General features: G+C 47.4%; 20 protein-coding genes. 17 read left to right on the top strand and 3 right to left on the bottom strand.

The window, feature by feature from the left end; translation table 11 throughout:
• Positions 1–174: 174 nt before the first annotated feature.
• From G5332_RS04360 to G5332_RS04350, 3 genes are all read right to left on the bottom strand, one after another.
• On the bottom strand, positions 175–1,356 hold the full coding sequence (locus tag G5332_RS04360) for a dicarboxylate/amino acid:cation symporter (RefSeq protein ID WP_227340939.1): 1,182 nt from the start codon (positions 1,354–1,356) through the stop codon (positions 175–177).
• A 192-nt stretch (positions 1,357–1,548) separates the two neighbouring features.
• Entirely contained in the window at positions 1,549–2,100 is a 552-nt protein-coding gene (locus G5332_RS04355; protein WP_227340938.1) for a hypothetical protein, read from the bottom strand.
• A gap of 109 nt (positions 2,101–2,209) precedes the next feature.
• Positions 2,210–2,848 (bottom strand): TetR family transcriptional regulator, encoded by a 639-nt coding sequence (locus G5332_RS04350; protein WP_227340937.1) that lies wholly within the window; start codon positions 2,846–2,848, stop codon positions 2,210–2,212.
• Positions 2,849–2,988: 140 nt separating this feature from the next.
• Between G5332_RS04350 and G5332_RS04345 the strand changes: the two genes are divergently transcribed.
• From G5332_RS04345 to G5332_RS04265, 17 genes are all read left to right on the top strand, one after another.
• A complete protein-coding gene (locus tag G5332_RS04345; RefSeq protein WP_139742794.1) occupies positions 2,989–4,182 on the top strand; it encodes an efflux RND transporter periplasmic adaptor subunit in 1,194 nt (397 codons plus the stop codon).
• A 17-nt stretch (positions 4,183–4,199) separates the two neighbouring features.
• A complete protein-coding gene (locus tag G5332_RS04340; RefSeq protein ID WP_227340936.1) occupies positions 4,200–7,349 on the top strand; it encodes an efflux RND transporter permease subunit in 3,150 nt (1,049 codons plus the stop codon).
• 588 nt (positions 7,350–7,937) lie between these two features.
• Positions 7,938–9,044 (top strand): dTDP-glucose 4,6-dehydratase, encoded by a 1,107-nt coding sequence (gene rfbB / locus G5332_RS04335; RefSeq protein ID WP_227340935.1) that lies wholly within the window; start codon positions 7,938–7,940, stop codon positions 9,042–9,044.
• A complete protein-coding gene (gene rfbD / locus G5332_RS04330) occupies positions 9,044–9,931 on the top strand; it encodes a dTDP-4-dehydrorhamnose reductase (RefSeq protein WP_227340934.1) in 888 nt (295 codons plus the stop codon). The genes rfbB and rfbD overlap by 1 nt, the downstream gene beginning before the upstream one ends.
• 99 nt (positions 9,932–10,030) lie before the next feature.
• Entirely contained in the window at positions 10,031–10,909 is an 879-nt protein-coding gene (gene rfbA, locus G5332_RS04325) for a glucose-1-phosphate thymidylyltransferase RfbA (RefSeq protein WP_216954298.1), read from the top strand.
• 62 nt (positions 10,910–10,971) lie between these two features.
• A complete protein-coding gene (gene rfbC / locus G5332_RS04320; RefSeq protein WP_216954296.1) occupies positions 10,972–11,517 on the top strand; it encodes a dTDP-4-dehydrorhamnose 3,5-epimerase in 546 nt (181 codons plus the stop codon).
• 38 nt (positions 11,518–11,555) lie between these two features.
• Positions 11,556–12,953 (top strand): mannose-1-phosphate guanylyltransferase/mannose-6-phosphate isomerase, encoded by a 1,398-nt coding sequence (locus G5332_RS04315; RefSeq protein ID WP_108540002.1) that lies wholly within the window; start codon positions 11,556–11,558, stop codon positions 12,951–12,953.
• Positions 12,934–14,343 carry a phosphomannomutase CpsG gene (locus tag G5332_RS04310; protein ID WP_302055988.1) on the top strand — a complete coding sequence of 470 codons (1,410 nt, stop codon included), beginning with the start codon at positions 12,934–12,936 and terminating at the stop codon, positions 14,341–14,343. The genes G5332_RS04315 and G5332_RS04310 overlap by 20 nt, the downstream gene beginning before the upstream one ends.
• A gap of 14 nt (positions 14,344–14,357) precedes the next feature.
• Positions 14,358–15,479, top strand: a complete 1,122-nt coding sequence (gene gmd / locus G5332_RS04305; protein WP_227340932.1) for a GDP-mannose 4,6-dehydratase — start codon at positions 14,358–14,360, stop codon at positions 15,477–15,479.
• 2 nt (positions 15,480–15,481) lie between these two features.
• Positions 15,482–16,570: a DegT/DnrJ/EryC1/StrS aminotransferase family protein gene (locus G5332_RS04300; RefSeq protein WP_321537277.1), complete on the top strand. Its 1,089-nt coding sequence runs from the start codon at positions 15,482–15,484 to the stop codon at positions 16,568–16,570.
• 63 nt (positions 16,571–16,633) lie between these two features.
• Positions 16,634–17,419 carry an ABC transporter permease gene (locus tag G5332_RS04295; protein WP_108539995.1) on the top strand — a complete coding sequence of 262 codons (786 nt, stop codon included), beginning with the start codon at positions 16,634–16,636 and terminating at the stop codon, positions 17,417–17,419.
• The gene (locus G5332_RS04290; RefSeq protein ID WP_108539993.1) at positions 17,416–18,174 is read left to right on the top strand and encodes an ABC transporter ATP-binding protein; all 759 of its coding nucleotides are present in this window, start codon (positions 17,416–17,418) and stop codon (positions 18,172–18,174) included. Before G5332_RS04295 ends, G5332_RS04290 begins: the two co-directional genes overlap by 4 nt.
• Entirely contained in the window at positions 18,171–20,456 is a 2,286-nt protein-coding gene (locus G5332_RS04285; protein WP_216954292.1) for a glycosyltransferase, read from the top strand. Before G5332_RS04290 ends, G5332_RS04285 begins: the two co-directional genes overlap by 4 nt.
• Complete coding sequence (locus G5332_RS04280) at positions 20,447–22,087, top strand: glycosyltransferase (protein WP_421172002.1); 1,641 nt, start codon at positions 20,447–20,449, stop codon at positions 22,085–22,087. Before G5332_RS04285 ends, G5332_RS04280 begins: the two co-directional genes overlap by 10 nt.
• Entirely contained in the window at positions 22,059–22,709 is a 651-nt protein-coding gene (locus G5332_RS04275) for an acetyltransferase (RefSeq protein WP_227340929.1), read from the top strand. Before G5332_RS04280 ends, G5332_RS04275 begins: the two co-directional genes overlap by 29 nt.
• 16 nt (positions 22,710–22,725) lie before the next feature.
• Positions 22,726–23,214 carry a GDP-mannose mannosyl hydrolase gene (locus tag G5332_RS04270; RefSeq protein ID WP_227340928.1) on the top strand — a complete coding sequence of 163 codons (489 nt, stop codon included), beginning with the start codon at positions 22,726–22,728 and terminating at the stop codon, positions 23,212–23,214.
• Positions 23,192–24,316 (top strand): glycosyltransferase family 4 protein, encoded by a 1,125-nt coding sequence (locus G5332_RS04265; protein WP_421249139.1) that lies wholly within the window; start codon positions 23,192–23,194, stop codon positions 24,314–24,316. The genes G5332_RS04270 and G5332_RS04265 overlap by 23 nt, the downstream gene beginning before the upstream one ends.
• The last annotated feature ends 17 nt before the right edge of the window (positions 24,317–24,333 follow it).

Raw genomic sequence — 24,333 nt, 5'->3', positions numbered from 1 at the left:
GCCAATAATTTTGTCTGATGCAGAGGGTAGCGCCAGTGCTGTTCACGGCAGAGGGGGGTAAAGAGGGGGAGGCGGAATACGTACAAAAGCAGTGAAGGGGGAAGAAACGACGCAGGCCCGAACATGGTTCGGGCCTGCGGTTTTGCAGAGGATGGTCGGGCTATCCCGGCGAGCTTATGCCTGTTCGGCCTCGGCCACTGGAGCTGGGCTCTCGCTACCGTTGGCGAAGCGATCCGCCCACAGGGCAATCACGCCGTCACCGGTGACGTTGCAGGCGGTGCCGAAGCTGTCTTGCGCCAGATAGAGGGCGATCATCAGGGCGATGGAGGCTTCACCGAAACCGAGCATGGAGGTGAGCAGGCCCAGCGCCGACATCACGCCACCACCCGGGGCGCCTGGAGCGGCGATCATGATCACCCCCAGCATCATGATGAAGGGGAGCATGGTCTCGATGCCCGGAATGGCCAGATGCTCGGAGAGGAACATCACCGCGGTGGCACAGGTGACCAGGGTAATGGTGGAGCCACAGAGGTGAATGGTGGCGCACAGCGGTACGGTGAAGTTGGCGATACCGTCGCTCACGCCGTTGTTCTTGCTCGATTGCAGGGCGACCGGAATAGTGGCGGCGCTCGACATGGTCCCCAGCGCGGTGAAGTAGGCGGGCAGCATGTTCTTGATGAGCTGGGCCGGTGAGCGGCCAAGGGCCAGACCGGTACCAACGAACAGTACGGAGAGCCAGATCCAGTGCATCAGGATCGCCATCACCAGCACCACGCCGAAGGTCTTCAGTGTAGCGAATACGGTGCCTTCTACCGTCATTTCGACAAAGACGCCCGCGATATAGAACGGCAGCAGCGGAATGATCACCTTGGCCAGCAGGCGGTCGATGATGTCACGACCCTGATCGGCGACCCGGCGCAGATCGGTGGCCTGGGTGGCGCTGATGCCGATGCCGAACACGAAGGCGGCAGCCAGTGCCGACATCACGCCAAACAGCGGCGGGATCTCGAGATTGACGTAGGAAGCGAGCTTGATGGCCGTGGCCGTGGTGGGCTCGGCGGCGGTGGTGAACTGCGGGATCAGGTGGCTCGCCACGGTAAAGGCGAACAGCCCCGCCAGAATGGTAGAGCAGTAGGAGAGGGCCACGGTTTTGCCCAGCAGCTTGCCGGAGTTTTTCGGCAGGCTGGCGATGCCGCTCATGATGAAGAACAGAATGATGAGCGGAATGGTGAAGGTGATCAGCTGACCTATCACTGTCTTGGCCGTAAACAGCACGCGCGCCACCCACTCAGGGGCGTAGAGACCGAGCAAGAGACCGGCAAGGATGCCAGCAATGAGTTTCAGGACAAGTTTCATAAGGAAATCCGGAGTTGGTTGTATTGTCTGTTTTGTTATTAAAGTTCGATATTAATCGAACTTTTTAACACGTAAGCCGTGTTATGTCTGCCTTTTATGCGTTAATGCCGAGTTAAATATTGTCGATAGCCAAGATCGCCGACTAGCAGCCGGCTTGGCGTTGAACTGGAAAATCCGTGATGAATTAGCCCGTTAGGTGGCCTGATGATCGCCACGCAGCATCATGACGTACTGGCTGGCGTGTTGACCTGTGCATGATGGCGTGTTGGTCGAGGCGGCTTCCATCGGCGCCAGTTGCAGTGCTATCCCGGATGTGGTGACCAGTTGCTGTAGCTGAGCGTGACTTATCTTGCCGCTTGGCGGCAGGGGGAAGCAGAGCGGAGCACCCGCTTTGAGCAGGGTCGCCAGCTGTTGCAACTGGGGAACAAGGGTGGCCACGTCGCTATCAAGCGGGCGGCTCAGCCAGATGCCATCGTAAGGGAGCACCGAGTGCATCTTCGCCAGCGAGCAGACTCGCACTGCTTGCCCGGATTGCTGCGAGGCAACTTTGGCGTCGGCCAGTAACACTTCACAGGCGGTGACCACATATCCTTCCGCACGCAGCCAGCAGAGATCCTCCCCCATACCGCACTGACCATTGAGCAGGTGAGCGCCGGGTTTGAGGCTCGCCACAAAGGCAGCCCGAGCGCGGGCATGCTGGTCGTTGAAGGGCCGGGAAGCGGGGATGGCGTCAGAGTGTGGCACAGGGGTTACCTCAAGCAGGGGGCGCACAGGGTAACAAATCGGGACCTGACTGCCAAAGCGGGCTGTCAGGCTCCGGTTTGCGGGGATATGTGGGAGTTGCCGGAGCCTGTTAGCGGCCGCAGGCAGGTACGTGGGGGTGGGCCAGCATGGTAAACATGCTCTCTATCAGGAAGGCTGATTCGCTCTGCAGGTCGATCCGCTCCGGAAAGTGGAGCCAGTTGATGATGTAACCATCCAGGGTGCAGTGGAGCAGGGTGGCTGCGCGCTGCAGGTTGAGGTTGGCGGGCAGTTGGCCCCGCCGTACCGCATTGGCCAGGGTGGTCTCCAGGTCCCGGAAAAAGTTGGCTGACTCGCTGCGGATATGTTCGCGCAGTGAGATTGCCTCCCCCTCCAGCGATTCGAGATTGAACAGTATGGTGAACATCTGCCGCTGGGCCGGATTGTGAATGAAGCTGTGGAGTACCCCTTCGAAGAAGAGGCGCAGTTGCCCCAGCGGATCCGGCTCATCTGGGTTGAGGCAGGCATCGAGCTGGTGGGCGAGGGGGCTGCAGAGCTCCTGCCAGAGCGAAATGAAGAGTTCATCCTTGTTCTTGAAGTGCCAATAGATGGCACCGCGGGTCAGGTCTGCCGCCTTGGCGATGTCAGTCAGGCTGGTCTTGGCCAGGCCCTGGGAGCAGAACAGATCCAGCGCCGTGCTCATGATGTGGCAGCGGGTTTGCTGCGCCTCTTCTTTGGTTCGTCTGGCCATCGAAATTTGTGCCTCATGCAAGTAAAAAGTCACTTACATACATTTATGAATGTATGTATATTGCCTCATCTTTCGACTATTTACCAACAGGGCCCATGCGGCCCTGATTGTTCATTGACAGGCAAAGGCTCAGGTGTTTCATGCATAAACATATTCTTGCTCGTTCAGTTGGTCTTGCCTTGCTGGCTACAGGCTTGCTGGCAGGTTGTGGTGACAAGGGGGGCGCACCCCAGGGACAGGGCGGCATGCCCCCCGCGGCGGTCAATGTGGTGACCCTGCAGAGCGGTCCGCTGATGTTGACCACCGAGTTGACCGGCCGCAGCGCCCCGTTGCGGGTGGCCGAAGTGCGTCCGCAGGTGAGCGGCATCATCCTCAAGCGCCTCTTTACCGAGGGAAGCGATGTGAAGGCGGGCGATCTGCTCTATCAGATCGACCCGGCTGTCTATCAGGCGGCGGTTGCCAGCGCCAAGGCCAATCTGGCCAAGGCCGAGGCCAACGAGCAGAGTGCCCGCCTCAAGGCGCAGCGCTATCAGGAGCTGCTCAAGGTCAAATCCATCAGCCGTCAGGACTATGACGATGCCGACGCCAGCTGGAAGCAGGCCAAGGCGGAGATCATGGCGAGTAAGGCGGCTTTGCGTACTGCCGAGATCAATCTCGGTTACACCCGCATCACAGCCCCCATCAGCGGCCGCATCGGTAAATCCGCGGTGACCGAGGGGGCGCTGGTGACTGCCCAGCAGGCTGACAGCCTGACCGCCATTCAGCAGCTCGATCCCATGTATGTGGATGTGCGTCAGTCCACTGCCGATCTGCTGCGCCTCAAGCGACTGGTCGCCGAGGGTAAGCTGACCCAGGACGAGCAGAAGGGAGCCAAGGTGACCTTCCAGCTGGAAGATGGCAGTACCTATGGCGAAGAGGGCTCGCTGCAGTTCTCCGATGTGACCGTGGATGAGACCTCCGGCATGGTGACCCTGCGGGTGATTGTGCCCAACCCTCACCAACTGCTGCTGCCCGGCATGTTTATGCGCGCCACCCTGCAAGAGGGTGAGCGGGCGCAAGGGCTGCTGGTGCCGCAAACTGCGGTGACTCGCACCCCCAATGGTGGCGCCACCGTGATGGTGGTAACCGCTGACAACAAGGTGGAGCTGCGCAACGTGCAGCTGAGCCGGGTCGTCGGCAGCAACTGGGTGGTGGAGTCAGGGCTCACCTCCGGCGAGCGGGTGATCGTGGCTGGCTTGCAGAAAGTACGACCGGGCGCCGTGGTCAATCCCGCCGAGCAGGGTGCTGATGCACCGTCTACTCAAGCTGCGTCCAACCCCCCGGCCAACAAGTAGGATGGAGTAGTCGCTTCATGGCTCGATTTTTTATAGACAGACCCATTTTTGCCTGGGTGATCGCACTGGTGATCATGCTGGCGGGCAGCCTGGCCATCATCAAACTGCCGGTCGCCCAGTATCCGAGCATTGCGCCGCCCGCTGTCGGTATTTCTGCCAGCTATCCGGGCGCATCCGCCAAAACGGTGGAAGACTCGGTGACCCAGATCATCGAACAGAATATGACCGGGCTGGATCACCTGCTCTACATGTCCTCTCAGTCTGACTCCGCGGGGCGGGTGTCGGTGACCCTCACCTTCCAGCCGGGGACCGATCCCGATATTGCCCAGGTGCAGGTGCAGAACAAGCTGCAGCAAGCGATGTCGCTGCTGCCGCAAGAAGTTCAGCAGCAGGGGATCCGGGTACAGAAGACCTCCAGCAGCTTCCTGATGGTCGCGGCCTTCATCTCCAGCGATGGCTCGATGAACAATGACGATCTGGCGGACTATGTGGTCTCCAACATCAAGGAGCCTCTGAGTCGTCTGGACGGGGTAGGGGATATCACCTTGTTCGGCAGCCAGTACTCGATGCGGGTGTGGCTCGATCCCAACAAACTCAACCGGGTGCAGATGACCCCGGGGGATGTGCAGGCGGCCATCAAGGCGCAGAACGCCCAGGTAGCGTTCGGCAAGCTGGGTGGTACCCCGTCGGTGGAAGATCAGCAGTTCACCGCCACCATCATGGGGCAGACCCGTCTCTCTACCGTGGAGCAGTTCAACGACATCCTGCTGCGGGTGAATCAGGATGGCTCCAAGGTACGGCTGAAAGATGTGGCCCGGGTCGAGCTGGCAGGCGAAAGCTATGATGCCGATGCGCTCTACAACGGCCAGTCTACCGCCGCGGTTGCCATCAAGCTGGCGACCGGCGCCAATGCGCTGGATACCGCCGAGAAGGTGCGTGCCAAGCTCAATGAGTTGTCGGATTACTTCCCGGCCAACATGGAGATCGTCTACCCCTACGACACTACGCCGTTTGTGAAGATCTCCATCGAGGAGGTGGTGCAGACCCTGATCGAGGCGATCTTCCTGGTGTTCTGCGTCATGTATCTGTTCCTGCAGAACTTCCGCGCCACCCTGATCCCGACCATCGCGGTGCCTGTGGTGCTGCTCGGTACCTTCGGGGTGATGGCGGCGTTCGGTTTCTCCATCAACACCCTCACCATGTTCGGTATGGTGCTGGCCATCGGCCTGCTGGTGGATGACGCCATCGTGGTGGTAGAGAACGTGGAGCGGCTGATGAGCGAGGAGGATCTCTCCCCGCTGGAAGCGACCCGCAAGTCGATGACCCAGATCACCGGCGCGCTGGTGGGGATCGCCCTGGTGCTCTCCGCCGTGTTCGTGCCGATGGCCTTCTTCGGCGGCTCGACCGGTGCCATCTATCGCCAGTTCTCATTGACCATCGTCTCGGCCATGGTGCTGTCGGTGCTGGTGGCGTTGATCCTGACACCGGCCCTCTGTGCCACCCTGCTCAAGCCGATGAAACATGGCGAGTTTGGTGCCAAGCGCGGCTTCTTTGGCTGGTTCAACCGCGCCTTTGATGCCGGTACCAACCGCTATCAGAGCGGTGTGCGCAAGGTGATCAAGCAGGGCGTGCGCTACAGCCTGATCTACGGCGCCATGCTGGCGGTACTAGCAGTGCTCTTTCTGCGGATGCCTACCTCCTTCCTGCCGGAAGAGGATCAGGGGGTCATCATGTCCATGGTGCAACTGCCGGTGGGCGCGACCAAGCAGCGCACCGAGGTTGTGCTGGCGGACATGCGCGACTACTTCCTGAAAAACGAGAAGGATAACGTTGACTCCGTATTGACCGTATCCGGCTTCAGTTTCGCCGGTAGTGGCCAGAACGCGGGTATGGCCTTTATCAAGCTCAAGGACTGGAGCGAGCGCAAGAGCCCGGATCGCAGCGCCAATGCCATTATCGGTCGTGCCATGGGCTATCTGTTCAGCATCAAGGAGGCGCAGGTGTTCGCCTTTAACCTACCTCCGATCCCGGAGCTGGGTACGGCGACCGGTTTTGACTTCTTCCTGCAGGATCGCGGCGGTATCGGTCACGACAAGCTGATGGCGGCGCGTAACCAGCTGCTCGGCATGGCGGCGCAGGATCCCACCCTGGTGCGAGTGCGTCCGAACGGGATGGAAGATACGCCGCAGCTCGATATCAAGATCGATTACGAGAAGGCGCTGGCGCAGGGGCTCTCCATCGCGGATATCAACAACACCCTGGCCACCGCTTGGGGCTCGTCCTACGTCAATGACTTCGTTGACCGTGGCCGGATCAAGAAGGTCTATATGCAGGCGGATGCCCCCTTCCGGATGAACCCGGAAGATCTGAAACTCTGGCATGTGCGCAACAGTGCCGGTCAGATGGTGCCCTTCTCCGCTTTTGCCAGTACCGAGTGGAGCTTCGGCTCGCCGCGTCTGGAGCGTTACAACGGCGTGCCGGCGATGGAGATCGTCGGTGAGGCGGCGCCCGGCAAGAGTACCGGTGATGCGATGGCCGCCATCGAACAGATGGTGAAACAGCTGCCGGAAGGGGTGGGCATCGAGTGGACCGGGCTCTCCTTCCAGGAGCGGCAGGCCGGTTCACAGGCGCCTGCGCTCTACGCCATCTCCTTGTTGGTGGTGTTCCTCTGTCTGGCGGCCCTCTACGAGAGCTGGAGCATTCCGTTCTCGGTGATGCTGGTGGTGCCGCTCGGGGTACTGGGGGCCATTGTGGCTGCCACCCTGCGCGGGCTGGAGAACGACGTCTACTTCCAGGTCGGTCTGCTCACCACCATAGGCTTGTCGGCGAAAAACGCGATTTTGATCGTGGAATTTGCCAAAGAGCTCTACGACAAGGGGATGGGCTTGGGTGAGGCGGTGGTGGAGGCTGCACGTCTGCGTCTGCGTCCGATCCTGATGACCTCGCTTGCCTTTATCCTCGGGGTGCTGCCGCTGGTGATCAGCTCCGGCGCGGGCGCCAGCAGCCGTAACGCCATCGGTACCGGCGTGATGGGGGGGATGATCAGCGCCACCGTGCTGGCCATCTTCTTCGTCCCGCTCTTCTTCGTGCTGGTGATGCGTTACTTCACTAGCCACAAGAGTAAAGAGGCGCGCATGGTTGCAGCAGTTGAGTCAAAAGGTGACTGAGCAAAGTAACCCCTGAAGTTCTGGGTGGCAGATCACAATAAGACAAATACATCAGGTATGACTGAGTAATAAATAGAGCGACTTGGAAAGTCGCTCTATTTTTTTCCGTAAAAACGGTAACTTAAGCGTAATTATTAAGTTAATACTGCTTCTTTTCGAGAAATTATGTCGCCGTGAGGTGGTTTTCTATCGACTCCTTTTCAGAGGTGAGGGGCAAGTCAGTTTCTGCTGTGCAGCTCGGCTGGAAACAAGATAGAATCTGCGTCTTATAGGGTTGGATAGGTAGTGTCCGCTCTTTCTTGGTCTTGGGCCATAAAGCTGTGCTACACACCATCAAGACAGCAAAATGCTGGAGGACATGATGACCAACAGCAGACCTAATTTGGTTAAAAGCAGCAAACTGGGGGCTGTAACCCAAGGGCGGTAGCCTTGAGATTATTCAGCAATTTGCACAAATAATGTTCATTTATTGTTTTGCTGCTGTTTGCGCTGGTTAAATTGCAGTCTATTGGGTGTTTCAATAACGCATCAGTGGATAGCCAGCCTCTCTCTGATGTCATATCAACGCCTCGCAAGAGATACATATTTATGAAAATCCTCGTGACCGGTGGTGCCGGCTTTATCGGCTCTGCCGTGGTGCGCCATATCATCCGTGATACCCAAGATTCCGTTATCAATCTCGATAAACTCACCTATGCCGGTAATCTGGAATCCTTGGCCAATGTATCGACCAGCGATCGTTATGCGTTTGAGCAGGTGGATATCTGCAACCGTGCCGAGCTGGATCGGGTGTTTGCCCTGCACCAGCCGGATGCCGTGATGCATCTGGCGGCTGAAAGCCATGTCGATCGCTCCATTACCGGCCCGGCTGACTTTATCGAGACCAATATCGTCGGCACCTATATGTTGCTGGAAGCGGCTCGCGCTTACTGGAATGGTCTTCATGATCAGCGCAAGGCGGCCTTCCGTTTCCACCATATCTCCACTGACGAGGTATATGGGGATCTGCCCCATCCGGATGAAGTGGCTGCCGGTGAGCCATTGCCGCTCTTTACCGAAACCACCCCCTACGCCCCCAGCAGCCCCTATTCTGCCTCCAAGGCTTCCAGTGACCATCTGGTGCGTGCCTGGCGCCGCACCTACGGCCTGCCCACCATCGTCACCAACTGCTCCAACAACTACGGCCCGTACCACTTCCCCGAGAAGCTAATCCCGTTGGTCATTCTTAACGCGCTGGATGGCAAGCCGTTACCGGTCTATGGCAAGGGCGACCAGGTCCGTGACTGGCTCTACGTGGAAGATCACGCGCGTGCGCTCTACAAGGTAGCGACCACAGGCGTGGTCGGTGAGACCTACAACATCGGCGGTCATAACGAGAAGCAGAATCTGGAGGTGGTACACACCATCTGCGATCTGCTGGACGAGATGGTGCCGAAGGTGGGCTCTTATCGTGAGCAAATCACCTATGTGGCGGATCGCCCTGGCCACGATCGCCGCTATGCCATCGATGCGACCAAGATGAGCGCAGAGCTGGATTGGCAACCGCAAGAGACCTTTGAATCCGGTATTCGCAAAACTGTGCAGTGGTATCTGGATAACCAGCAGTGGGTCAGCAACGTCAAGAGCGGTGCCTACCAGTCCTGGATTGAGCAACACTATTCCTCGATTGCACAGAATGATGGGGTGCGTGCCTGATGCATATTCTGCTGTTTGGCAAAAACGGCCAGGTAGGCTGGGAGCTGCAACGCGCACTGGCGCCGCTGGGGCGCATCACTGCCGTTGATTTTGACTCCACCGACTATTGCGGCGATTTCAGCAACCCGGCAGGGGTGGCCGACACTGTACGTCTGGTCAAGCCGGATGTGATTGTCAACGCTGCGGCCCACACCGCAGTCGACAAGGCGGAGAGCGAGCGTGAATTTGCCGAGCTGCTCAACGCGACCAGCGTGGCAGCGATAGCCAAAGAAGCGGAAGCATTGGGTGCCTGGTTGGTGCATTACTCCACCGACTATGTATTTGATGGCAGCGGTGAGCGCCCCTGGGTGGAAACCGATGCAACCGCCCCGCTCAACGTCTATGGCGAAACCAAGCTTGCGGGTGAGCAAGGGGCCGCACTTTGTTCCCGTCACCTGATCTTCCGCACCAGCTGGGTTTACGCCGCCCGCGGAGCCAATTTTGCCAAGACCATGCTGCGCTTTGGCAAAGAGCGTAGCGAGATGTCAGTGATCAATGACCAGTTTGGCGCTCCGACCGGCGCCGAGTTGCTGGCCGATTGCACCGCCCATGCTCTCCGCGTGGCGCAGCGCAAACCCGAGGTCGCCGGGCTGTACCATCTGATTGCCTCCGGTACCACCACCTGGTTTGACTACGCCCAGCTGGTGTTTGCCAAAGCCAGAGAGGCTGGCGTTGAACTGGCGGTGACACAACTCAATGCGGTGCCGACCAGCGCCTTCCCTACCCCGGCCAAACGCCCCCATAACTCCCGCCTGGATACCGGCAAATTCCAGCGCACCTTCGATCTGGTGCTGCCGGAGTGGACAGTCGGTGTGGAGCGGATGTTGACCGAGATCCTTGGCAAGTAAATTACTGGCTAGGGATGTAGTGACGGCCTCCCTGGCTGGCAGGGATAAAACGGAAAGGTGGCCTAAAGCCATGCTTCCTCTATATAAGAAACAAGCATCATGACCAAACGTAAAGGCATTATTCTGGCCGGCGGCTCAGGCACCCGTCTCTATCCGGTAACCATGGCAGTGAGCAAGCAGCTGTTGCCTATCTATGACAAGCCGATGATCTACTATCCTCTCAGCACCCTGATGCTGGCGGGAATTCGCGATATTTTGATCATCAGCACGCCGCAAGATACCCCCCGTTTTGAGCAATTGCTAGGTGATGGCAGTCAGTGGGGCCTGAGTTTGCAATACAAGGTTCAACCAAGCCCGGACGGGTTGGCACAAGCCTTTATTCTGGGTGCAGAGTTTATCGGTTCAGACCCCTGTGCACTGGTGTTGGGGGACAACATCTTCTACGGCCACGACTTGCAGAAACAGTTGGAGGCGGCAGTGGCCAAAGAGAGCGGTGCTACCGTCTTTGCCTACCATGTGCATGATCCCGAGCGTTATGGGGTGGTTGAATTTGATAAAGAGGGCACCGCGATCTCTCTGGAGGAGAAGCCACTGGAGCCCAAGAGCAACTATGCGGTAACCGGCCTCTATTTCTACGACAACAGCGTGGTCAAGATCGCCAAGAGTCTGACGCCGTCGCCCCGTGGCGAGCTGGAGATAACCGATGTAAACCGTATCTACCTGGAACAAGGTAATCTGTCGGTGGCCATGATGGGCCGTGGTTATGCTTGGCTTGATACCGGTACCCACGAGAGCATGATTGAAGCGAGCAACTTTATTCAGACCATCGAGACCCGTCAGGGGTTGAAAGTCGCTTGTCCTGAAGAGATCGCCTATCGCAAGAAATTCATTGATGCAGAGCAAGTAAAAACGTTGGCGACACCACTTGCGAAAAATGCTTATGGACAATACCTGTTAAAGATGGTTTCGAAAGTATGAGTTGGAGTTAAGGGTATGCACCCGTTCCTGCAAAATAAACTAAATAAAATATGGATATGAAGATGAATGTAATCGAGACCACGATACCTGATGTACTTATTTTTGAGCCAAAAATATTTGGTGATGAGCGTGGCTTTTTCTTTGAGAGTTTCAACCATAAACTGTTCGAAGAAGCAGTAGGATACCCTGTTACTTTTGTTCAAGATAATCATTCTAAATCCTCGAAAAACGTGTTGCGTGGACTGCATTATCAATCATCACCACACGCCCAGGGAAAGCTGGTGCGATGTGTTGTGGGAGAAGTATTTGATGTAGCAGTGGATATTCGTGAAAATTCGCCGACCTTTGGCAAATGGGTCGGTGTTCATCTATCAGCTGAGAATAAGCGGCAATTGTGGATTCCGAAAGGGTTCGCCCATGGTTTTATAACTAGAACAGAAACAGCAGAAGTTTTATATAAAGCAACCAATTATTATAGACCTGATTTTGAACATACAATATGTTGGAATGACCAGCAACTAGGAATAGAGTGGGAGAGTGATATGCTCCCTATATTATCTCTTAAAGATAAAAATGCAAAGCCATTTATGGCAGCTAAACATTTCTGAAAATCATATCAACACATTAAATACATTATGGTGTATCTATGACTGTCTTAATTCCTGCTATTATGTGTGGTGGAAGCGGTTCAAGATTATGGCCTGTTTCACGTGAACAACATCCCAAGCCATTCATTAAACTATCGGATAATCAAAGTTTTTTACAAAAAGCATTTTTACGTGGAGCAAAATTATCAGATGTCAGTGAAGTATTAACTATTACTAATCGAGACCTTTATTTCAAAACACTAGATTCATTTAAAGAAGTTAATAGTAATGAAATTCAGACTTCATTTATTCTTGAACCTTATGGCCGTAACACTGCAGCAGCAGTAGCATCTGCAGCAATTTATGCTCGCGATACATATGGCGATGATGCGGTCTTGTTGGTCTTAGCTGCTGATCACTTGATCACAGAGCAAGTTGCATTCGATGATGCTGTTTCCTGCGCTATTGAATTAGCAAAAGCAGGACGGTTAGTCACATTTGGTATTAAACCCACAATACCTGAAACAGGTTATGGTTACATTGAAGCTCTTGGTACAGAGGTTTTGCGCTTTGTTGAAAAGCCAACATTGGATAAGGCAATTGAGTACGTTGAAAGCGGTCGCTTCTTCTGGAATTCAGGTATGTTTTGCTTTAAAGCAAGTACAATGATTGCAGAGATGGACTTGCATTGTCCGGAAGTATTGATAGCAACAAAAGCTTGCCTTGACAAGTCCGATTCGGTTCAAAGTAAAAAGGTCAAGCATATTGATCTGGACCCTGACACATTTATCCATGTTCCAGACATCTCGATAGATTATGCCGTGATGGAAAAATCAGGAAATGTTTCAGTAGTTCCATGTGACATAGGCTGGAGTGATATTGGGTCTTGGGCTGCAATAAGTGAACTACATCAAGCTGATGACGATGGAAACACCGTTCAGGGGCATGCAATTTTACATGCTACCTCAAATTGTTATATTTCGAGCGAGGATCGGGTTATTGGTGCTGTAGGTGTAGAAAACCTAGTAATTGTTGATACTGCTGATGCTCTATTGGTCGCTCACAAAGAAAGTAGTCAGGATGTAAAATTAATTTATAATCACCTTAAGACGATAAATAATGATGCATATAAAATACATCGTACAGTCTATTGTCCATGGGGACGTTATACGTTACTTGAGGTGGGAGAGCGTTTTAAAATAAAAAGACTTGAAGTTAAACCTGGGGCTAGCTTAACGATGCAAATGCATCATCATAGAAATGAACACTGGGTGGTATTATCTGGTGTTGCAGAGGTTTTCTATGAAGATCAAATTGCCTTGCTAACTGCTAACCAATCTACATATATTCCTGCTGGGCATCGTCACCAATTAAAAAATCCAGGTCTCATCGATTTAGTTATGCTAGAGGTGCAAACGGGTGAATATTTAGGTGAAGATGACATCATTGATTATTGAAAAGGAATTTAATTTAGGGGGCATCATGAATCTTACCTGTTTTAAAGCTTACGATATTCGCGGCAAACTGGGTGATGAGCTGAACACTGAGATTGCATACCGTATTGGCCGTGCAACTGCACAGTATCTAAATGCAACGACAATTGCTGTTGGAGGCGATGTTAGGCTCACGAGCGAAAGCCTAAAGCAAGCACTTGCAAGAGGGATTCTTGATGCCGGTTGTGATGTCATCGACTTAGGGACTACGGGGACTGAAGAAACCTATTTTGCAGCATTTACGTTAGACATTGATGGTGCTATAGAAGTGACGGCCAGTCATAATCCTATGGATTACAATGGCATGAAACTGGTTGGTCGTGATGCTTGTCCAATTAGTGGTGATAGTGGTTTGAATGATATTCGAGCATTGGCTGAAAAGGGTGACTTCATTGCATCCTCCCGGCAAGGAACATTGATTAAAAAATCGATACTAGATGCTTATGTCGATCATTTGCTGACGTATATAAAGCCGCATCAATTACGTCCACTCAAGCTAGTTGTGAATGCCGGTAACGGGGCGGCAGGGCATGTGCTTGATGTTATCGAGCGACGTTTCAATACCCTCAATGTTCCTGTTGAGTTTATAAAAATTCATCATGAGGAAGATGGTAACTTTCCCAATGGTATTCCTAACCCATTGCTTCCTGAAAATAGAAGTGCTACATCGGAAGCGGTAAAGTTCTATCATGCTGATATGGGTATTGCTTGGGATGGTGATTTTGATCGCTGTTTTCTGTTTGATGAAAATGGTGATTTCATCGAAGGATACTATATTGTTGGATTATTAGCAGAGGCATTTTTAGTAGATAATCCTCATGAGAAAATCATTCATGATCCGCGCTTGACATGGAATACTATTGATATCGTTGAAAAGTCTGGTGGTACACCAGTACAAAGCAAAACTGGTCACGCATTTATTAAAGAACGGATGCGCAGTGAGAATGCAATATATGGTGGTGAAATGAGTGCCCATCACTATTTCCGTGACTTTGGCTACTGTGATAGCGGTATGATTCCTTGGTTACTAGTAATTAACTTGCTATCACTAAAAAAATCCACATTGTCTAGTTTAGTTGCTGAACGTGTTAAAGCCTATCCATGCAGTGGTGAGATAAATTATAGAGTTGATAATGCTCTTGAGATAATAAAGAAGCTGGAAGAGGTCTATGCGCCACTTGCTGTCAAGGTAGAATATGTAGATGGTCTTAGTATTGAAATGAATGATTGGCGATTTAATGTTCGCATTTCAAACACAGAACCATTACTAAGGCTTAATGTTGAAAGCAAAAACGATATAAGCAAGTTAACGTCTGGTTTGAATTCATTACATAAAATGATCAACAACTTATAAGGAGAGTACTGAAAATGTCCAAGAAAGTAGCGTTAATTACTGGGGTGACTGGTCAGGATGGTTCATATCTGGCTGAGTTTCTATTAGAGAAGGGGTATGAAGTCCATGGTATTAAGCGCCGTGCATCTCAGTTTAATACACAACGTGTAGACCACATTTATAAAGACCCTCATGAAGAGAACGTTGATTTTAAACTACATTATGGTGACTTAACGGATTCATCAAATCTAACGAGAATTATAGCCGAAGTTCAACCAGATGAAGTTTATAATCTTGGTGCTCAATCTCATGTCGCTGTTAGTTTTGATTCCCCAGAATATACTGCGGATGTTGATGCGATAGGTACTTTACGCTTATTGGAAGCTATTCGTTTCTTGGGACTGACAAAAAAAACTCGTTTTTATCAGGCATCGACATCCGAACTATACGGCCTCGTGCAAGAAATTCCGCAGCGAGAGACAACACCTTTTTATCCGCGCAGCCCTTATGCTGTTGCAAAAATGTATGCGTACTGGATTACGGTGAATTATCGTGAGGCATATGGTATGTATGCTTGTAATGGTATTTTGTTTAATCATGAGTCACCCCGTCGTGGAGAAACATTTGTCACTAGAAAAATTACTCGAGGTTTGTCAAATATTGCTCAAGGCCTCGAAAAGTGCCTGTATATGGGAAACATGGACTCATTGCGTGATTGGGGACATGCAAGAGACTATGTCAAGATGCAATGGATGATGTTGCAACAAGAGCAGCCAGAGGACTTTGTCATTGCAACTGGAGTGCAATATAGTGTCCGTGAATTTATAAAAATGGCCGCTGCTGAGTTAGGTATTGAATTGAACTTTGTTGGAAGCGGCGTCGAGGAAAAAGCTGTCGTTTCGGCGATTTATGGAGATAAGGCACCGGCATTGAAGGTCGATGATATTATCGTATGTGTTGATCCACGTTATTTCAGACCGGCCGAGGTAGAGACTCTTCTTGGTGACCCATCTAATGCAAAAAATAAGCTGGGTTGGGAGCCGGAAACGACACTCGCAGAAATGGTAAGTGAGATGGTTGCATATGATTTGCAGCAAGCTCGCCAGCATGCCTTGCTGAAATCTCATGGCTTTGATGTTAATGTCAGTGTGGAGTGACTATGATTCCAGTATATCAACCAAGATTATCTGGTAATGAAAAAAAATATGTTAATGAATGCCTTGATTCAACATGGATCTCTTCAAAAGGTGAGTTTATTAACAGATTTGAATCTGCATTTTCAAAGTATATTGGTGCAGAAAATTGTACAACAGTGAGTAATGGTACTGTAGCACTTCATTTGGCGTTGGCTGCTTTAGGTATTGGTCCTGGTGATGAGGTTATTGTTCCTTCATTCACATATATTGCCTCAGTGAATACAATCATTCAGACCGGTGCAAAAGCAGTCTATGTTGACTCGCTACCAGATACATGGAACATCGATGTCAATGATGTAATAGCAAAAATCACAACAAAGACCAAGGCTGTCATGGCTGTGCATCTTTATGGTTTACCATGTGATATGGATGCGTTAGTCGATGTTTGTAAGAAACATGACTTGTTTTTGATAGAAGACTGTGCGGAGGCGTTCGGTACTCTTTATAAGAATAAGCATGTTGGTACATTTGGTGATGTGGCAACATTCAGTTTCTTTGGAAATAAGACAATAACTACCGGCGAAGGTGGCATGGTTGTTTCAAAGGATAAAAATGTCCATGACTTGGCATGCCACTTGAAGAGCCAAGGTGTTTCGAAGGTTAAAGAGTATTGGCATGATGCGTTGGCATTTAATTATCGCATGACAAATATATGTGCTGCGATTGGCCTGGCACAATTAGAGCAAGCAGACGAGATAATTGCAAAAAAAAGAGAGATTGCCAGTTGGTATCAGCGTCGATTAAACCATTTGCCGATAACATTCCACAAAGAGATTGAGAATACCAGGCATTCATTTTGGATGTGCTCGATCCTAGTCGAGAATGCACAAGATAGAGACTTGCTCAGAACTGTTCTAAAGAGTCATGATGTTGAGACAAGGCCATTGTTTCCTTTAGCTAATACGATGCCACATGTATTTACGGAACATAAATTTCCTGTTGCTGAAAATATCAGCTCAAGAGGAATGAATCTACCAAGCTACCCTGAATTATTGGAAAAAGATGTTGATTATATCTGCAACTTAATTTCTGATTTTTATTTAAATAAGTAATGTTAAATAAATAACCCTTCATCTTTCGTTGGTGAAGGGTTATTTTAAGTTGGTGGGAGTTCTATGAGTCTTTATTATGTTAGGGGTATTTGGGATGCTAGATATTTTTGGCAGCATCTCGCTTTATCGGATCTACGCTCTCGTTGGCGGCGGTCTTTTTTCGGTGTATTATGGTCATTTATTCAACCTTTAGGTATGACATTATTAATATCTATAGTTTTTAGTAAAATGTTTAATACGGACATAGTGACGTATGCACCCTATATTTTGTCAGGAATTATAGTCTGGGATTTTGTAGTAGCCAATACCATTGGTGGTTCACTTGCGTTTGTGCAAGCAGATGCCTACATTAAACAATGCAAGCATCCATTAGCAATATATACATTACGAACTGTCTTGAGCAGCATTATAGTACTTGCACTTGCCAGTTTGGCTCTATTTGCTTGGTCAATAGTTGTATTGCCACAAAATATAAATATAACCTGGCTAGCCACCTTAACTGTTTTCCCAATATTGGCACTTATTGCATGGCCATTATCAACATTACTAGCCTATATCGGGGTTAGATTTAGAGATGTACCACATGCGATGGGATTAGTCATGCAAGCGATATGGTTTATCTCTCCGGTATATTTCGAAGAACGTATGTTCCGTTCTGGCGGATTGGATTGGCTAGTCGATTACAATCCTGTGTATCATGTATTGCAAATTATAAGAGCACCACTACTAAAAGGTGAGTGGCCGAGTCTGGAGAACTATACATTTAGTCTGATAACTGCTGCTTTCCTATTTTTGCTTGCGTGGCTGATTGGCCGAAATGCAGAGAAAAAAGTGATCTTCTACCTATGAAAAAGAATAAAATTAAACTTGAGAATGTTAACCTTCATTATGCATCAGTAGCTTACAAAGAGCGGTCACTAAAGTCTCTTTTCTCTGCTGCTTTTAAAAAAGGAAAAGCAGAGCGTTCTGTCTCTGATATTCATGCATTAAAAAATATTACGCTAGAAATAAATAATGGAGAGAGGGTCGGGCTCTTAGGGCATAATGGTGCAGGAAAAAGTACATTTCTTAAAACGGTGGCAGGTCTCTATCCTATATCTAGTGGTAAATTAATTGTTGAAGGGCAAGTTCGTTCTCTTTTTGATTTGAGTCTAGGTTTTGAACCTGATGCAACAGGCCGAGAGAATATTCTCTATCGTGGTCTTCTGCTTGGCCTCTCTCCGACTTTTATGAAAGAGAAAGAAAATGAGATCGTTGAGTTTGCTGGTTTGGGTGAGTTTATTGATTATCCAATTAAAACTTACTCTGCAGGCATGCAGGTAAGACTAGCATTTGCTATATCCACAGCAGTTGGTGGCGATATTTTGCTCCTAGATGAAGTGATTGGTGCTGGTGATGCTCAGTTTATGGCAAAGGCTAAAAGCAGAATAATGAGTTTGATTGAGAATGCTGAAATACTAGTTTTAGCATCACATGATTTCAGCGCATTGAAAAATATTTGTTCAAGAGGGATTGTATTTCATCATGGTGAATACATTTTTGATGGCCCCATTGATGATGCGATCATTGCCTATAAACGAGTCAATAATCTGGATTTAGCATGAAAAATCGAGTGTTGTGGCTGCTTAACCATTCAACATTAAGAAACTTTGAAATACCTCAGCTAATAGAGTTTGGTATTGAAGAAATATATCTTCCAAAAAAGTTTCCATATGATGAGGGAAATTTATCGGCAAGTATTACATTCGATTTTGACGATAAATTGACTATCCCTAGGCATGAACTTGATATTTTAAATGAACAAAATTGGTATGAGTCGCCCAGTAAAAACGCTTGGGATATTGTCAATAAATATTTTGATTATGCGATAATTGGCTTCTTCCCAAAGCAAATTAAGTCAACCATTAAAAATTTTAATGGTGCCGTCATTCTTCGTGTATTTGGATTATCTAAGGGATACAATTATTCTTCTTTACTAAGAAGTGAGTGTGGAGATAATGTAGTATCAACGATTAAATCGATGGGGAAAAGATTCTGGTTTGGTTGTGGCTATGAGCATATTTCCGATGTAGAAATGCCATATTTAGCAAAGCGCTCATGCTATTTGCCTGTTGGTTTAAAAGGTAAATATCAACCTGATAATTGGACTGGAAAAAGAAAGACGATACTATTTGTCTGTCCTAGAATAGGAACATCTCCATACTTTAAAAGTATTTATGAATCCTTTGTTCGTGATTTTAAAGAGTTTGATTATATCATTGGTGGTGCGCAGCCAATAGCTGTTAATGATAAGAAAGTACTCGGCTTTGTATCTAAAGAAGAGCACTCTGATAACATGCAACAATGCAGCGTTATGTTTTATCATTCCACTGAACTAAATCATATACATTATCATCCCTTTGAAGCTATACAAGCTGGTATGCCATTAATATATATGGCTGGGGGAATGCTGGATTTGATGGGTGGCGGGGATTTACCTGGCAGATGTGAAACAATTGCAGAGGCTAAGGCTAAGATTAGAAAAATTTTAAATGGCGATGAACAGTTAATCAATGATATTAGAAAAACACAGCATGTGCTTCTTGAGCAAATGATGCCAGAGTATTGTGCTTCAATATGGAAAAGAAACTTTAGCCTTGTCGTTGATGGATTAAAAGAGCATCGCCTTCAGCAGAAAGCTCGCCCTACATATATCACTAGAAAAAAGCGAATTGGTGTAATTGTTCCGATTGAGTATCGAGGGGGGAGTCTGCGAGGCGCTAAGCTTTTAGCTGATGCCATATTACTTGGTAGTCAACAGGCTAATGAAGAATGTGAGGTCGTTTTTGCGCATCCAACAATTGATGAATTAGAGCATGCTAATGAATTGCGGGATTTAAATCCAAAAATTCAAAGGAGAAGCTTCTATTGGCAACATCTTTCTAAAGATGATGCTACACGTGCTATGCAGTATGCTGGTCATGATGGCTGGTGTGCCGTAGATGAATCATATATGGTGCCCAATGACAGCATCAGTAATTTCTATGATTGTGATATTTGGGTTTTCGTTTCCGACAGGCTGGACAAAACGCTGCTTCCAGTAAGACCGATAGTATTGATGGTATACGATTATTTGCAGCGATATGTTTCAATTTTGCAAGGAGGTGCTGATCATCCCTACTTGAAAGCAGCAACACAAGCTGAGCGAGTCTTGGTTACTACTGAGTTTACTTGCCGAGATGCGCAACAATATGCTGGTATTGAGTCTGACAGAATTGCTAGGTTACCTATGTTGGCACCTGACTTTTCGTTTTCAGATGAGCAGCAAAAAGATGTTGGCGATTATTTCATTTGGACAACTAATCTCAGTCCACATAAGAATCATCTCAATGCTGTCAAAGCATTAGAAATTTATTATAATCAGCTAGCCGGTTCTCTTACATGCTTTATTACTGGAGTTAATACTCAGAGTATAATGGAAAGTAAACTTTCATATTTGAGCGAGTTTGTGAGAACTGTTGATAATAGTAAGTCGTTGAAACGTAAGATAAAATTATGTGGTGAGTTATCCGATTTAGAATATAAAAAAGCACTAAAAAAAGCAGCATTTATATGGCATCCTGCGCGCATTGATAATGGTACTTTTTCGGTTATTGAGGCTGCCTATCTGAATATACCTGCACTCTCCTCTGATTATCCGGCAATGCGTGAAATAGATAGACAGTTTTCACTTAATTTAACATGGTCTGATGCAAACTCGCCGGAGCAAATGGCTTGGCAGCTAAAATATATAGAAGAGCAAGCTTTGCATCTTCGAAAAAATTTGCCTAGTAAAGATATACTGAAAGAACAACGAGTGCAAAATCTGGCTAAGCATTATTGGGGGGTAATACGCGAATGTCTGTGAGAAAATTTGGAATTTATCTTTGCTATGCCCCATCTGTTGATTTACGAAAGGAGGGACTTGGTCGTTACTTGGCTGCCTTTCTTAAAGGTGCTGCAGCACGTGATGATGTAAAGTTTACCTTGGTTTGTCCTAGTTGGTCTACGAAAGATCTATATGACCTTTTTGATAGTGAGAATGTACCACATGACAGTTTTTCGATTCGCTCGCCAGATAAAAGACCACTTTTACTGGATCTTTACCATTGGTACATTAACCGTAAAACGAAAAGACAAAAAAGAAAAACACTCAAATCGTTTTTACTGGAGTTGGTTGCTAGCTTGAAGGAAAATATTTTCCATTATGTGGAAAAGCGTTTGTTAAATGCATACACAAAATTGGATCTGATCCTTTTAGGCATTGAAGGGTGTTTGTTATTTCTGCTGGCTTTAATCATTTTCCCATTATTTTTTATTTTTTCGTTTCCTTTTTTATTGGCGTTCTTTTTTATTCGTAGATTGAAATTAATTGTGCTGGGCAGGTTTTCCAAGTACATAGGCCGTTTCATGAAAATGATTTACTCGCCTAAAGATGATGGATTTGTATTGCGTCTCTACCGTAACATGGAGTTGGTGGAAGGGAAGCGTATAAGCGCATTAATCGATAGTATGCATGATATATCTGCATGGTATTGTCCAACAGCCTATTGGCCTGAGTTTAACAAGATCGATGCCCCTCGATTAATGTGTGTACCTGATGTTGTTTTACGAGAGTTTCCCGTGGCCTTTTCTCAAATTGGTGGTGATAGAACTCTATCGACGTTTAAATTGTTAGAAGAGGCTATCAGAACAGGGGATCACTTTGTAACTTATAGTGAAGTGGTAAAATGGAATACACTTATTGATGGCTATCAAGTATCAATGGACAAGGTGTCTGTAGTACATCACGCCGCTAATAAAGTTGATAGCTTCATTAATATTACTGGTCTACCAGATAATGAAGAGGCAACTACCCATTATGCCAAGTCGTTACTCATGTCCGCTATTCGCAAATCGAATGAGCAGAATTATGTTTCAATATTTAAAAATAAAGATGTAGAGTTTGTTTTTTATGCTAGCCAGATCAGGCCAAATAAAAACATAATAAGTTTATTCAAAGCGTATGAGTATCTTTTACGAAAAAAATTCGTTCAGCACAAACTGATCGTTACCGGCAGTGTTAGTGTTATGCCTGAAGTAAAAGAATTTGTTATTAGTCACAATCTGCAACACGAAATTTTATTTTTGCATGGACTAACAATGCAAGAGCTCGCAGCTTGTTATAAATTGGCAAGTTTGGCAGTTAATCCAAGTCTAAGTGAAGGTGGGTGTCCATTTACATTTACTGAGGCGTTATCTGTTAATACACCAGTTGTTATGGCTCGTATTCCTGTAACTGAAGAAATTCTTACTGACCCTGAGTTACAGGAAATGACATTTTTTGATCCATATGATTGGAGAGATATGGCTAAGAGAATAGAATGGGCACTCCACTATAAGGACATCTTACTACGAAAACAGTTGCAGATATACGATCAGTTATCAATGCGTACATGGTCTGATGTTGTAAATGAGCATATCGATATACTTGAGCGTATTAGTTGCTTGGAGAAATAATGTGGTAGATTCAAAGAAGTTGGCCATTTTAGGATGTGGTGGACATGCAAGAAGTGTGGCTGATATAGCATTATCGTTAGGATTTTCAACGTTATGCTTTATTGATGATAATGCAAAACCTGGCGAGAGTATTTTGGGTTATCCAGTCTTTCCTTCATGGGATGTAATCTCTCCCGATGAGTGGATTTTTTTTTCTGCAGTAGGTGATAATCATAAAAGAAAGTTACAGTTAGAGATATTGGGGAAAATGGGGTGGCAAGTTGCCACCTTGATTTCTGCCACAGCCACGATTGGTATTAACTCTATCATAGGTAAAGGAACATTCGTCGGTCATCATGGGCACATTGGTCCTTCAGTTAAAATTGGTGAGGGATGCATTATCAATTCAGGTGCAATAATTGAACATGACGTCTGTGTTGATGAATTTACGCATGTATCGGTCAACAGTACAGTGGCAGGTTCAGTTAATATTGGGAAGTTATGTTTTATAGGTGCTGGCGCGACTATAATCAACAATATTACTGTTCGCGACGAGATTACTGTTGGTGCCGGTGCGTGTGTTGTAAACACTATAGATCAGCCCGGAATTTATGTGGGTGTGCCAGCAAAGAAATATAAATAACATCTTGGGGCGAGATATGCATCTTACGGATGATGATTTTTTAAAAACAATAAAAAGCACCCCCTTAATCTCGATTGATCTGGTGATTTCAGATAGTTCAGGGCGATATCTTCTCGGTCTCAGAAGAAATAGACCTGCAGCCGATCATTGGTTTGTTTTGGGGGGCAGGATAAAAAAGGGAGAAGCTATATTAGATGCCTTTAAAAGAGTTGCTGAGAATGAGCTTGGTGTGACGTTACAGAGTTCGAAAGCTAAATTTATTGGAGTCTACGAGCATTTTTATAAAGATTCTTTTTATGACGTTATGACTCCAACTCACTATGTTGTTTTAGCGTATTCAATAGAACTAGACCATGATATAAATTCATTCTCTGTTGCTCAGCATTCAAAGTATAAATGGTTTGATATAGTAGACCTTCTTGCATCACCAGATGTTCATCAATACACAAAGAACTATTTTTTAGATAAGGGCTTGGAAGATAATGAAAATTCTTCATTTTTTTAAAACATATTATCCAGATGCTTACGGTGGTGTGCAACAAGTCATATATCAGCTTGCGGAAGGTGCAGTAAAAAGAGGGCATGAGGTTGATGTATTATGTTTAAGTGCTGAGAATGCTGGTCGAAATTTTAACATCGCTAATCATAGTGTGCATGCTGCAAAAGAAGATTTTTATATAGCTTCGACTGGTTTTTCATTGTCTGCGATTGTCGAATTCAGGCGACTGGCTGAGAAAGCTGATATTATTCATTATCATTTTCCTTGGCCCTATATGGATCTTGTTCATTTTTGGGTTAATCCTAAAAAGCCGACGGTGGTCAGTTACCATTCTGACATTGTCAAACAAAAATACCTGCTACAACTTTATAAGCCATTGATGATGTCTTTTCTAAATAAAGTTGATGCTGTGGTCGCTTCTTCACCCAATTATGTCAAGACCAGCCCTGTTCTCTCTAGCCTAAAAAAGGATGTTGAGGTGATACCATTCGGTCTGGAAAAGGTATCTCCAAGTTATGCAGAACTATCGTTATCGAATAAATGGAATGATAAAATAAAAGGGCGTTTTTTTCTTTTTATCGGATTTTTACGATATTATAAGGGGTTGTCATTTGTCCTTGATGCTATGCGTGGACTTGATTATCCTTTGATAATAATTGGTGAAGGCCCATGTGAAAAGGAGTTGAAGTCTCAGGCGGATAAGTTAGGATTAAAAAATACGTTGTTTGTTGGTCCAGTAAGTGACGCTGAAAAGAATATTTTACTGGAGTTATGTTACGCTGTGGTATTTCCATCTCATCTGCGTTCTGAAGCGTTTGGTATGACTTTGTTAGAGGCATCAATGTATGGTAAGCCAATGATTACTTGCGAAATTGGTACAGGCACTACATATATAAATCTGCATGGTGAAACCGGCTTGGCAGTTGAGCCAGCAAATAGTGAGGCTCTCTCATCTGCAATGAAAAAGTTATGGGATGATCAAGATGAAGCTGAGCGTATGGGGAAAAATGCAAAGGCTAGATTTGAACATAACTTTACTGCCGACGTCATGATTGATAAATATATGACGTTATATGAAAAGGTTATCTCAAATTATTATTCATCTTGAAATGCCTATCTCAAACT

The organism is Aeromonas sp. 603757, from assembly GCF_049171255.1.
Lineage (GTDB): Bacteria > Pseudomonadota > Gammaproteobacteria > Enterobacterales > Aeromonadaceae > Aeromonas > Aeromonas veronii_A.
This window is presented reverse-complemented; position numbering and strand designations above follow the sequence as displayed.